The organism is Desulfovulcanus sp. (assembly GCF_982781345.1).
Genome location: NZ_CEYAEZ010000076.1, coordinates 1 through 12440, shown reverse-complemented (window position 1 = coordinate 12440; position 12440 = coordinate 1). Strand labels below are relative to the sequence as shown.

General features: G+C 43.2%; 13 protein-coding genes and 2 tRNA genes. 4 read left to right on the top strand and 11 right to left on the bottom strand.

Features of this window, described 5'->3' with window-relative positions; translation table 11 throughout:
• Window positions 1–314, top strand: a 314-nt coding sequence (locus AC3WVG_RS10410) for a DUF2905 domain-containing protein (protein ID WP_488798056.1), incomplete at its 5' end; no start/stop codon positions are given.
• Window positions 315–336: 22 nt separating this feature from the next.
• On the opposite strand, the gene gltX is transcribed toward AC3WVG_RS10410, so the two are convergent.
• The 6 genes from gltX to AC3WVG_RS10380 all read right to left on the bottom strand — a co-directional run bounded on the left by gltX (window position 337) and on the right by AC3WVG_RS10380 (window position 5526).
• Window positions 337–1728 carry a glutamate--tRNA ligase gene (gene gltX, locus AC3WVG_RS10405; RefSeq protein WP_488798055.1) on the bottom strand — a complete coding sequence of 464 codons (1392 nt, stop codon included), beginning with the start codon at window positions 1726–1728 and terminating at the stop codon, window positions 337–339.
• Window positions 1729–1830: 102 nt separating this feature from the next.
• Window positions 1831–2052, bottom strand: coding sequence for a NifU family protein (locus AC3WVG_RS10400; protein ID WP_252381388.1), 222 nt, complete (start codon window positions 2050–2052; stop codon window positions 1831–1833).
• Between the two features lie 12 nt (window positions 2053–2064).
• A complete protein-coding gene (locus AC3WVG_RS10395; protein ID WP_488798054.1) occupies window positions 2065–2805 on the bottom strand; it encodes a sugar phosphate isomerase/epimerase family protein in 741 nt (246 codons plus the stop codon).
• 71 nt (window positions 2806–2876) lie between these two features.
• On the bottom strand, window positions 2877–3554 hold the full coding sequence (locus AC3WVG_RS10390) for a CBS and ACT domain-containing protein (protein ID WP_488798053.1): 678 nt from the start codon (window positions 3552–3554) through the stop codon (window positions 2877–2879).
• A gap of 130 nt (window positions 3555–3684) precedes the next feature.
• Window positions 3685–5259, bottom strand: a complete 1575-nt coding sequence (locus AC3WVG_RS10385) for a sodium/solute symporter (RefSeq protein ID WP_488798052.1) — start codon at window positions 5257–5259, stop codon at window positions 3685–3687.
• Between the two features lie 15 nt (window positions 5260–5274).
• Entirely contained in the window at window positions 5275–5526 is a 252-nt protein-coding gene (locus AC3WVG_RS10380) for a DUF485 domain-containing protein (protein WP_488798051.1), read from the bottom strand.
• Between the two features lie 210 nt (window positions 5527–5736).
• Between AC3WVG_RS10380 and AC3WVG_RS10375 the strand changes: the two genes are divergently transcribed.
• Both AC3WVG_RS10375 and larC read left to right on the top strand, forming a co-directional pair.
• Complete coding sequence (locus tag AC3WVG_RS10375; RefSeq protein WP_488798050.1) at window positions 5737–6777, top strand: putative nucleotidyltransferase substrate binding domain-containing protein; 1041 nt, start codon at window positions 5737–5739, stop codon at window positions 6775–6777.
• A gap of 111 nt (window positions 6778–6888) precedes the next feature.
• Window positions 6889–8040: a nickel pincer cofactor biosynthesis protein LarC gene (larC, locus tag AC3WVG_RS10370; protein WP_488798049.1), complete on the top strand. Its 1152-nt coding sequence runs from the start codon at window positions 6889–6891 to the stop codon at window positions 8038–8040.
• Here larC and AC3WVG_RS10365 read toward each other — a convergent pair.
• The 3 genes from AC3WVG_RS10365 to infA form a co-directional block, all read right to left on the bottom strand.
• Entirely contained in the window at window positions 8037–9278 is a 1242-nt protein-coding gene (locus AC3WVG_RS10365) for a peptidase U32 family protein (protein ID WP_488798048.1), read from the bottom strand. The two genes, larC and AC3WVG_RS10365, sit on opposite strands and share 4 nt — an antisense overlap.
• Complete coding sequence (locus AC3WVG_RS10360; RefSeq protein WP_488798047.1) at window positions 9269–10129, bottom strand: PHP domain-containing protein; 861 nt, start codon at window positions 10127–10129, stop codon at window positions 9269–9271. The genes AC3WVG_RS10365 and AC3WVG_RS10360 overlap by 10 nt, the downstream gene beginning before the upstream one ends.
• Window positions 10130–10367: 238 nt before the next feature.
• Window positions 10368–10586, bottom strand: a complete 219-nt coding sequence (gene infA, locus AC3WVG_RS10355) for a translation initiation factor IF-1 (protein WP_252381628.1) — start codon at window positions 10584–10586, stop codon at window positions 10368–10370.
• Between the two features lie 114 nt (window positions 10587–10700).
• Between infA and AC3WVG_RS10350 the strand changes: the two genes are divergently transcribed.
• A complete protein-coding gene (locus tag AC3WVG_RS10350; RefSeq protein ID WP_488798046.1) occupies window positions 10701–11921 on the top strand; it encodes a GAK system CofD-like protein in 1221 nt (406 codons plus the stop codon).
• An 89-nt stretch (window positions 11922–12010) separates the two neighbouring features.
• On the opposite strand, the gene AC3WVG_RS10345 is transcribed toward AC3WVG_RS10350, so the two are convergent.
• Together AC3WVG_RS10345 and AC3WVG_RS10340 are read right to left on the bottom strand one after the other, a co-directional pair.
• A tRNA-Pro gene (locus AC3WVG_RS10345) sits at window positions 12011–12087 on the bottom strand.
• Window positions 12088–12165: 78 nt separating this feature from the next.
• Window positions 12166–12241, bottom strand: a tRNA-Ala gene (locus AC3WVG_RS10340).
• Window positions 12242–12440 lie beyond the last annotated feature (199 nt).

Sequence of the window (12440 nt, the reverse complement as noted above, 5' to 3'; positions counted from 1 at the left end):
AGCCGTTTGTAATGCATTTCAGAAACCAAGACTTTCATTCAGCGGTTAAAATAGGAGGGTTCGGGCACAGGCTAAAAAGGAGAAAAGATATGGGCGAGTGGTCAGAAATAGGTAGACTTTTAATCGTCTTTGGCCTGATTCTAATCGGAATAGGCCTCTTTTTACTCTTTGGCGATAAGCTGCCTCTAAAATTAGGCCATCTACCTGGAGATATTGTCTATGAACGGGGAAATTTTAAATTTTACTTTCCCTGGGTGACCTGTCTGGTCATAAGTATTATTTTGACTCTAATTTTTTCTCTTTGGCGCAGGTAAATCCTTGCCTGCGCCATTAAAATTAAAGGGTTACAGCCCTCTTCATCCTTCTAATGGTCCGTTCTTTCCCCAGAACTTCCATTGTCTCGAAGAGTCCTGGGCTGGCAGTCCTGCCGGTTATGGCCACCCGAATGGGTTGGGCTATGACCTTAAATTTTATATTAGCATCTTCCAGATATTTTGCCAAAATATTTTCCAACTCTTGCCGATCAAAGGTTTCGGTCTGCTCCAGGCGCCTGATGATCTCCTGAAGGTGGTTTCTGGCCTCATCTGACAGGAATTTTTGCACAGCTTTTGCGTCATACTGGAGCTGATCATCGGCAACCAAAAAGAACTCTGCCTGGTCGGCCATTTCCACAATCGTTTTAGCCCTGGGCTGAAGCAGGGGCACAATCTTTTCCAGGTAGGTCAAGTCTAAGTCTGAGTAACTGTCCCGGATATGCTCGCTTAGAAGCCTGGCCAACCGTCGGGGATCTCCTTCCTTTATGTAGTGGCTATTCAACCACAATAATTTATCCATATCAAAGACACTGGCTGACTTGCTCAAGTTTTCCAAGGAAAACTTTTCAATCAGCTCTTCGCGGGAGAATATCTCTTCATCCCCATAGGCCCAGCCCAAACGCACCAGATAGTTGATCATGGCTTCAGGCAAAAAACCCATTTCCTTGTATTTCATTACTGACGTAGCACCGTGGCGCTTGGAAAGTTTTTTCTTGTCAGGCCCCAGAATCATGGGCACATGCCCAAAAAGAGGCACGTTAAGCTCCAAGGCCCTGTAGATGAGGATCTGTTTGGGGGTGTTGTTGATATGATCGTCTCCGCGCAAAACATGTGTTACCCCCATAGTCGCATCATCCACCACCACGGCCAGGTTATAGGTAGGTGTGCCATCAGCCCTCTGGAGCACAAAATCATCCAATTCTTCATTATTTACAGCAATCGGTCCTTTGACCAAATCATGAAATGCTGTTTGGCCGGTCAAAGGGGCCTTTAAGCGAATAACCCGCCCAGGACCCGGGCCAAGATTTTTTTCCCGGCAGCGGCCATTGTATTTAGGCTTCAGGCCTTTGGCCCTTGCTTCTTCACGCATGGCATCCACTTCTTCCGGGGTACACTGGCAATAGTAGGCCTGTCCCGTGTCCACCAACTTCTGGATATATTCACGATATAGGTCTAAACGCTGACTTTGAAAATATGGGCCCTGGTCATAATCCAAACCAAGCCAATCCATTGCATCCAGAATGGCCTGGGTCATTTCTTCTCTTGAACGTTCAAGATCGGTATCTTCAATACGTAGGATAAACTCCCCGCCATTTTTTCGAGCTAGGAGCCAGTTGAAAAGAGCTGTTCTAGCACCGCCAATGTGCAGATAACCAGTGGGACTGGGAGCAAATCGGGTAATTACTTTGGTCATATTTTTATATTGGGGTTTAAGGTTTAGGACTAATTGTTATATTGAACATACGGTTTGCTGGGTAATGTCCAACTATTCGACTACTCAACCATTCTACCAGCCTTAAACTGCTTCTACAGCCTTTAGTTCCGGAATTTCTTTGAGAAGTAGACGTTCAATGCCATTTTTAAGAGTCATCTGAGACATGGGGCAACCCTGGCAGGCACCCTTTAGCCTTACTTTGACTATTCCGTTATCTGTTACTTCAACTAATTCCACATCCCCACCATCAGCCTGTAAAGTAGGCCTGATTTTATCTAGAACCTGCTCAACTTTTTCACGCATAGTTTCCTCCTATTAACAAACAAATAAATTTTTAATCCAATCTAAAAATTTTTTAAGCTTAGACACAATTTCCTCTCTTTTTTGCGGCAGAGTAGCCGGACCCACTTCCAAAGTCAAAAGATTGCTGTACTTCTTTTCTCTTAACAAACGCACAAAATTATCCAAAGGCAATTCTCCATCGCCTGGCCAAAGATGCTCCTGTAGACCCCGTGCATCAGAAAAGTGGACATTAACGAGTATGTCTAGGGGGAACTCATCCAAGGCTTGAAGAATATCCTTGTTGCTTATCCCGAGGTGACACACATCCAGAGTCAGATTAACATTTTTATTTATACATTGCTCAATATGCCCTTTAAAGGGATCTCGCCCAAAAGGATTGTCAGCCACCGTAGGCAAATTTTCCAGAGATAAGGCTACATTGGCCTTTAAATCTTCAGGCAAATTTCTGGTTTTGGCATACCACCAGAAATGAGCGAGCTGACTGAGTTTGAAAGCTGGAGGATGCAAGGTGATATTTTGCAGCTCCGGGAGTTTATTCCCCAAAATAACGCTTTTTTCCCAAGCCCGCAGGTGTCCGCCCCATAGACTCCATTGCCTGAAAGGGGCATGCAAACTTAAAATTGGCATGCCCCGGGTTTGAGTCATGGTTTGTTGAACATCCAGAAGTTCAGGGTGATTGAGAATGAGTTCGAGTCCGTCAAAACCTGCATCCCTGGCAATTCGCGCGCATTCGGACAGGGGCAGGTGAAACAAGCAACCTGAAGAAAGAAGGAACGTTGGTTGGTCGGCCATGGATTAAAGAGAAAACTAAGCTTCTTTAACCATTAACTAACTTTCGGATAAAAATGATCTCTGACCCAGAAAAGAAGGTCGTATTTTTGCTCAAGTTCTGCTCGCAGCTTATTTTCTTCGGCTTTTTCCATACCGTGGATACGGATGTAGACATGCCTAAACCCTGGTTCCGGCTGCTCATATGCACTGAGGATACTTATAATTCTGGCTTTATGAGCTCTCAGGTCATCCAAAATCTTTTTCAATGAGCCAGGCTCATTACGGAGCTTAAAGCCCATCTGCACCCCATCCAGGTAAACTCCGGTGATATTGACAAGAACCTTGAATATATCCGTATCAGTAATGATACCGACCACATTCTGATCCTCGTCAACAACAGGCAAGCCTTCAATTTTTTTATCCAGCATTTTGGCAGCTGCTTTTTCTACAGTATCGTCAATATTTATAGTGTAGGGATTAGGTGTCATTATATCCTTAACCTTGATCTCAGAGAGAAGATAATAGAGTTCATGCACATCCAAAGTAGTGGCTTTGGATGGAGAAGCCTCTTTAATATCTCTGTCGGTGACAATGCCCACCAACTTGCCCCTTTCATCTACAACCGGCAATCTACGAATATTTTTATCCTTCAAAATTTTAGAAGCCTTCATCATAGATGTGTCCGGGGTAACAGTGATAACCTCTTTGGTCATCCAATCCTTAATTAGCATCTCTGCCTCCTTTTTTATTCATATTAAACAGGATGGTAACTATGGAAATCTATTAAACATTATTGGACGAACTGGCAATGGCAAAAATAAATCGGACACATAAAAAATGCCGGGTAAACCCGGCATTTTTTTATGTTTGTTCTGGCCCATGAAGTATAGCCATGACCTTATCCACATCCGGCGGGAGAGCATCCTCCTTTTTGGATGCATATTCCAATTTAGAAAAGATATAGATAGCCATAAAGCCCAAGACCATTACAAAACCGCCCGGATTCTTAAATTGAAGCATTGTCGGCAGATAAGATTTGCCTAAAATCATGATAAACGACCCAATAATACCTGTTAAAAGCCCTGCTATGGCGCCGTTTTTGGTCATTTTGGGCCACCAGATACCCATGACCAAGACAGGGAAAAACGTTGATGCAGCAATGGCAAATGCCAATCCCACAAGGACAGCGATCTGCATCTTTTCAGCCGCAAAACCCAGGGGGATTCCCAAAAGACCGATACCAACAGAGGCCATACGGGCTATTTTGACCCGATTTTTTTCCGGCATGTCCGGATTAAATATATTGACCACAAGATCGTGTCCAATAGCACCGGCACAGGCAATTATCAAACCTGCAACAGTAGACAAGATGGCCGCAAAGGCTCCCGCGACAACAATGCCAAGAAGGATCTGACCGCCAAAATAAGACCCAGCTACAGGCACAGCCAAATTTTTACCATTCTCTGCCAGCCATTTGGTCAAATGAGGGCTCAACCCAAGTTCATTGCTGCGTAAAAACACATAGCGCATGACATGGCCCACATAGGGAGACAAAATATAAAATAGACCTATAAGGAAAAGAACATAAATAACCGTACGCCGGGCAGCCTTGCCATCCGGAGCTGTATAAAAACGAACCAGAATATGGGGTAAACCGGCTGTGCCAAACATCAAAGCCAGGAGCAAGGACAGAGTATCTTTGAGGTTAGTCAGCCAGTAACCTGGTTGGATATAGGCACTACCCACAAATGTTTTATTGGTAACGGGTTCCGGGCCGTTAAAGGATTGTATAAAATTAACCACGTCAGTGTAAGTGTAACCCTTGAGCACAAAGGGAATAAACGCTAAAAGGAACATGGAGCCGAATAAAATCCAGAATTGGACCAATTGGTTGATGGTGGTACCTTTCATCCCGCCCACAGCTACATAAGCAGTAATGATCAAAGCGATAACCACAATGGCTGCCTGATAACTCATGCCCAAAAGCAACCCCATGACCTTACCCGCTCCAAGCATTTGCGGAGCCATGTAAAACAGCGAAATAAAAAGAACACCAATGACCCCCAGAACTCTGGCTCCCTTGGAATGAAACCTTTCCGATACAAAATCCGGCACTGTATATTTACCAAATTTTCTAAGAGGTGAAGCCATAAATAAAAGTAAGGCAATGTAACCTACAAAAAAACCAAGCGCATAGATTATACCGTCAAAACCTTTCAAAAAAGCGATTCCGGCCACACCCAGAAAAGAAGCGGCACTCAAATAGTCACTGGAGATGGCTGAGGCGTTGATAAAGCTGTTTACCTTACGACCAGCAAGATAATAATCAGCCGAAGTTTTCTGGATGCGAAACATCCAGGTGGTGATGACAGTAAAAAGAAGCATCAATCCTATTAGGACCAAAGCAGTAACAGGGACTTGATAGCCAACGTCCATAACTCTCCCTCCCCCTTATAATTTTTTTATTTCATCTTCCATGTTATTGGCCATTTTGACATAATAGATAAAGACTATCCAAGTTATGGGATAGACAAAAACAGCAACCAGAAAATAATGTAGAGGAAGAGAGAAAAACGTGACTCCGGCAATCCAGTCTTTGGCCAAATAGGTTAACAAATAGATAAAAAGAATGAATAAAAAATACGGAATCCCAAAAATCAAAGCGAATCTTAATTGTTTTTTGCGTAATTCATTGACATCCATGGCCATACCTCCTTTTCCTCTTTATTATTTATTATAAATGATTATAGAAAATTATTATCAGCATTTATTTAACAATTGCAAGTGAATATTTTTTTTAACAGTAACTTTAACCTATTGAACATTCACGAAAAATATAACCCATTTAACCCTCATTTTTTACCGTTTAACGCACGTTATTCGTTGGCAGAAGTTTTTTAAGGAGTTGTAATTATGGGCGCTTTGAAGTTAGAGCAAACCCTTAAGGACATCGACTTCAAGTCCCTTATTGAAGAGGGAAAGTTGGCGGAAATACGCAATCTGCGCCTTAGGTTAGTGCAAAACTGGCTGAGCCAAAAAATTTCAACTTATAAGCTGTGTAAATTAATTTCTGGATTCAATGAAAAGGTTATTCAGAATACCTTGACTATATTTTCCCTGGAGTTCTCCTGGCTAAGAGAATGTACTTTTTTGGAGTTTGGTTCAGGAGGCAGAGGAGAGCAGGTACTCACATCCGACCAGGACAATGGGCTTTTATGGCTAAAAAAGCCCGATGAGCATGAACTGGATGAGGCTTGCCAAGATATAATTATGACCCTGGACGGGGCAGGTTTAAAACTATGTCCGGGAAATGTAATGATCAACAGCCCAGACTGGCGCGGTGACAAAAAGCAGTGGAAAGAAAGGCTTTTTAACTGGTTGTCCAATCCGCTGGAAAAAGGCTCCTGGCAGTTTGGGTTGATTTTAGACTTCAAGCCTCTTTTTGGTTGCCCAAATGAGGCCTTGGATCTTAGAGAAGAACTATGGGAATATGTACGCACCAAACCTTTGGTTTTAAAATTCTTAATCGATGAACTGCAGCAATATAGAGTCCCTCTATCTTTCTGGGGGAATTTTATTCTGGAAAAAGAAGGAAAACACAAGGGGCAATTAAACCTTAAAAAAAGTATCCTGGCTCACCTAACCAACGGAGTTAGAATTTTAGCCTTAAAATATGCGCTTAAGGAAGTGAATACGGTGGATCGCATCCGAAAACTACAGGAAGCAGGTCATATAGAAAAGAACATGGCACAGGCCTTAAAAGAACTCTGGCAATGGGCCCAACTAAAAAGGATAGAGATTGGCATATCCTGTCTAAAAGAACAAAAACAAGGACATAATTACCTGAACCCCTATTTGTTGCCCAAAGATGAACAGAAAAGACTGAAAAGCTGGCTGAATCATCTGGACAAATTTTTGAAATTGGTCTTTATGGGAACGCAATTTAGTGTCTGATTCGCAACTTGTGTTTTGTGAACCATAAAAAAATCTAAATTGCTTTTACCCTGTCGATAAAAACAGTATATGGGGGGACCATTGAATTTCCATTTGAAGGGATCAAACAATATGAAAACTTTATACATTGACTGCGCGTTTGGCATCAGCGGAGATATGTTTCTGGCGGCTCTGGCTGACCTTGGTCTAGACTTCTCTAAGCTGGAAACAATTTTTGAAGAAGCCGGGCTCAAAGCAACTATTGAAGTTAAAGAAGAACAGCGGTGTAGGGTTGATGGCAGGCAGGTGGACATAATTTATAATCAAAATCAGCCCCTCAGGACACTTAAAGATATTTTGCCTCTGGTTCAAAACTTGAAGATACAAGAAAACATTCTTCACAAGGCAGTTAAGGCCTTTAAGCAGCTTGCCCGGGTAGAGGGCAGAGTACACAACATACACCCGGACGAGGTCCATTTCCACGAAATCGGGGCAATGGATACCCTGGTGGACATTGTCGGGGCCTTTTGGGGACTACATGAGCTGGGCATTGAAAAGGTCTATTCTTCATCTGTCCCCTGGTTCCGGGGAAAAATAAATTGTACCCACGGCAGAATATCCCTTCCAGCCCCGGCCACTACCCTTTTGCTCCTGGACAAACCTGTCCAGGATACAAATTTTGACTGGGAAATCATTACCCCAACGGGCGCATTGATTATAGACCAGGTAGTTGATGAATTTAGACCAGGTCCTTGCGGTATTTTACGCGGAACTGGTATCGGTTTTGGAAAAACCAGGGAAGGATTTAATGGGCTACGTGTTTATTTACTAGAAGAGAAAATAGCCCCGGCAGATGAGGTTTATGTCTTAGAATCAAACGTTGACCATCTAACAGGGGAAGAGTTGGGGCTTTTTTTTGATCAGGTATTGGCCTCAGGGGCCCTGGACGTCATCTATTTGCCCGGAGTGATGAAAAAAAACAGGCCAGGCGGGATGCTCCAGGTCTTGTGCCCGCCAGAACATTTGCACACTGTGGAGGATGTCTTTTTTAAACATAGTTTGACCCTAGGCTTAAGGATACGCAAAGTGCAAAGGGTCATGCTTCCTCGGCAGGAATCAACGGCCAGGACAAAATGGGGGGATGTGCAGGCCAAAAAGATAACCTGGAAAAATAATCAATTTTTGCGGCCGGAAAATGAATCGCTAAAAAAATTAGCGCAAAAAACAGGGCTTTCTGTTGTGGAACTAAGGCTTTTAATGCAGGATTTACATGAAACAGATTAGGGCCTGTGCAACCGGATAAAAATATTTTCCGTGACGAGGGGGTGGTCAATGCAAAAAATGGCGCTCAAGCCTGGATGGACCAGAGAAGTTTGCTCGCCGTTTTCCTTTTCCAACGCATAATCACTGTTTTTTATCACTGGCCGCTTTAGCCCCGGACAGACGAGTTCAACGTCTAAATTTCTATCCCATTTTTCTTTGACCCTGACCCGCCATTTATGAGCGTCTATTTGTTCCTCGACTTGGGCCAGGATGATTTTCTTCTCATTTTTAGCCAGGGGGGAAGCAAAAATTTTTCTTTGTGGCAGAAAAAAGCCAGAGCCCAAAGGTCTGGTACTGGTATTTCTAAGCTCTTGGAGGTAAATATCCAGGTCAAATTCTTTTTTCTCCAAAGCATTGAGTGCTGTTTTATATACATCCACAACCTGAGCCAAGTAGGATGTGGTTTTCATCCGCCCCTCGATCTTTAGAGAGGTAATTCCTACTTTTTTCAGCCAGCTTAAATACTTGATCAAACATAGGTCTTCGGCACTAAAAAGCCTGGAAAAATCTTCCTGCTCGACTACTTCCCACAGAACCTTTCCGGGCCTGGTCTTCTCCTCAACCTGAAAGGCTATGGGCCTATACTCAAAACGACAAGGATGTGTACATAACCCTTGATTGGCTGAACGATCATTCATATAGGCACTCAAAAAACATCGCCCGGATACGGCCATGCACATGGCTCCGTGCACAAATAGTTCCAACTCAATATCTTTAACCTGGGTTGCTATGGCTCGAATTGTCTTAAACCCCAGTTCGCGAGCCAGGTTGACCCTCTTTATGCCCATATTTCGCCAAAAGGCCACGCTTGCGCTGTTACTGGTATTGGCCTGGGTACTCAGGTGAATGGGTATGTGCGGACAGATCTTTTGGGCTAGACTAATAATCCCCGGGTCAGCAATAATCAGCCCATCAATCTGCAACGGGACCAGTCGGTGAAGATATGCCTCCACCGTGGGAAGATGGTGTTCAAGGGCAAGCAGATTAAGACAAAAATAAACCTTGACGCCTTTTTCATGTGCGAATTCTAAGGCGCGCTCCAGATCATCAAAGTCAAAACCTTGAGTTTTGGCGCGAAGGTTTAGGTCTGTACCGCCCAAATAGACAGCATCGGCTCCGTAAAAAATGGCTGTTTTCAGCTTATCAAAATTACCTGCCGGGCAAAGAAGTTCGGGGCAAAAATCTTTTTTTAAACCCAAAGCCCTTGCTCCTGCCTTCTGGTCTTTATCTTTTCCAACAAGGAATAAGGAATGTCCAAATTTCCTTTCCCTGTCCCCAAGGCAATATGAGGTTTGATCCTGCCATGGAAATCCGAGCCGCCACTGACCAAAAGGTCTAATTCCTGACAGATGTATAAATAAGCAGCAGTTTGATCCGGCGTATGTTCAGAGTAAAAGACTTCTACTCCGTCCAGACCAAGTTTTTTTAGCTCGACAAGCTCCTTTTCCAGGTCAGGCAAATGCAAGTTCAGAGAAAAGGGATGGGCCAAAATAACAGTAGCCTGTTCCTTTTTAAGCAAAGAGATAGCTTCCTTTGGGGTAAGCTTTTGCTTGGGCACATAGGCACTGCCCCGGGGGCCAAGGTACTTATTAAAAGCCTCCTGGATAGAGGGGACAATTCTTTTCTTCATCAAAACCTGGGCCAGATGGGGACGCCCCACACTTCCTCCCCCGGCCAATTCTTTGACTTCTGCATAAGTAATGTCCAAACCTAAGTCTTGGAGTTTGGCAATCATCAGCTCGTTGCGCTTATTCCGTTTGGCCTGCAAAGACCTCAAAGCTGCATCAAGCTGCTCCGCTTCAGGCCTAAGCCACAAACCGAGGATATGCATAATCCCGTCCGGATAATCCACGCTTAATTCACAGCCGGGGATGACTTCTAGACCTAGTTCTTTTCCTGCCTGCAAGGCAGAGGCAAGACCTCTGATTGTATCGTGGTCAGTAAGGGCAATGGCCTTCAGACATTGCTCTTTTGCCAGTCGAACCAATTCGGTGGGGGTCAAGGTACCATCAGAGGCAGTCGAATGGGTATGTAAATCTATTTCAGGCATGTAGTTAAATATGCACAGGCTCAAATATTAATAAATTTATCAAAATTGCAAATTTCAATTTTAAAATAATTTCGCCAAAGGTAGAGGCAGTTAAAATATGACCTTATCAACAAATACAATAGATTAACAGACTAATACTTTTAGTCTTAATACCAGTCTTTTTTCTTCCGTTTGTCTAAAAAAAAACTATTTATTTTAACTTTAGTTTGTCTTAAACTTTAGATTAGATTATGAGTTGCTACTTGAAACGATACGTAATCCTGCCCCGAGTTAGATCATAAGGGGAAAGCTCAACCTTGACCCTGTCTCCCGGCAAAATACGAATATAGTATTTACGCATTTTGCCAGAAATATGCCCAAGTACCACATGCCCATTATCCAATTTAACTCTAAACATGGCATTGGGCAGTGCTTCTTCCACAACACCTTCCACCTCGATGGCTTCTTCTTTGGCCATAAAAACTCCTTTCAAAGGTTGATTAGTTAGTTTAACAAATTTAAAATGAATTATATTTAATAAATTGAAGCTATGAACATGTCAAGATAAACCAAAATCAGACTTTAGTATATTATGAAAAATAATCTTTCAATAAAATGGAGTAAGGGCGAGCCTGATGAAGCCGTAGACGTTATCCGGCCAGATCTGGTCAAAATTGAGCGGTTGCGAACAAACGCGTCCCTTGGCCCGAAGGTCCTTTTTTTTAGTGGAGGTAGTGCTCTCAAGGCGTCAAGCCAGAAGCTCATCCAATATACTCATAACTCCATCCACATTGTCACTCCCTTTGATTCAGGTGGCAGCTCTGCCAGGTTAAGGCATGCTCTACGCATGCCCGCAGTTGGGGATTTACGCAACAGGCTTTTGGCGCTAGCTGATAAAAGTGTTCCTGGAATCCCTGAAGTGCAGGCCTTACTTTCTTATCGCTTTCCCAATAATCTCCCTCAAAAAAACTTGAGCATGATTTGGGATGATATAGTAAACGGGAGAAGTCATCTTTTCCTTAAAGTCCCCCGCTCCATACGCGAAAATATTTGTGATTACCTGCGCATAGTTGAACAAAATTTATCTGCGGATTTTGACTTAAACAGGGCAAGCCTGGGTAATCTTGTTCTTGCCGGGCTCTACTTAAAGAGTAACCGGAAGATTGACAGGGCAGTTGAAGAATTTTCCCGCCTGGTAAACTCCAAGGGAGTAGTCCGGCCAGTGGTCGACAGAAGCCTGCATCTGGCAGCAGAACTGGAAAATGGACAAAAGATAGTTGGCCAGCATCTTTTGACAGGTAAAGAGGGGCAAACGATCCAATCCAGAATTAATGATATCTATTTGGTAGAAGACAATACATCACTTCTGCCCGTTGAGGTACAAATTGATACGAAAACCAGGGACTTGATATTAAACGCAGATTTGATCTGCTACCCTATGGGCAGTTTTTATACCAGCCTAATTGCCAATCTCTTGCCCAGGGGAATTGGGGAAGCCATAGCTCAAAACCCCTGCCCGAAAATATTTATCCCCAACACAGGAATTGACCCGGAGTTGCAGGGGATAAACCTCTCGAATCAGATCAAAATTTTATTGAAATACTTGAGAAAGGATAAATCTTCCATGAGCATAAGCAAGTTATTAAACTTTGTAGTGATGGATGTCGATACCAACAGGTATGCCGGAGGAATCCGGGAAGAGGAGCTATCCGCCCTGGGGATTAAGGCTATCCGTTATCCATTGGTCACTAAAGACTCTGCCCCCTACCTAGATGTAAACCGTTTATGTGAGGTTATTTTTTCAATAGCATAAAGCATGATGAACTATCTCTGAAAAAAATAAAAAGAGGCAAATTATACCTGCCTGTAGCGTGGTTTTAATTTGCCTCTTTTCTGTCTTGCTGGTCGGGATGAGAGGATTTGAACCTCCGACCCCTTGAACCCCATTCAAGTGCGCTCCCAGACTGCGCCACATCCCGACAATTTATAATTATAGAGGATTTAAATCTTACTTGTCAATATTTTTTTAATATCGACAGATTATAGTGCATTTAATTTGGTGGAGGCGAGGGGATTTGAACCCCCGACCTCAGACTTGCGAAGCCTGCGCTCTCCCAGCTGAGCTACGCCCCCTCTTTGTGAGAAGATAGGAGGATAAGAAATTAATGAAGATAGGGAAAAAAATCGCTGTTTCTTAACTTCCCAGCCTTTTGTTCTTTACTCTCCTATGACCGGTTAATCAAGTATAAGATCTCAACTTTCTGACATGATTAACAACCTCAAATTACTGCACAATTGAAGAGTGCATTTTCTGAAATGCATTACAAACGGG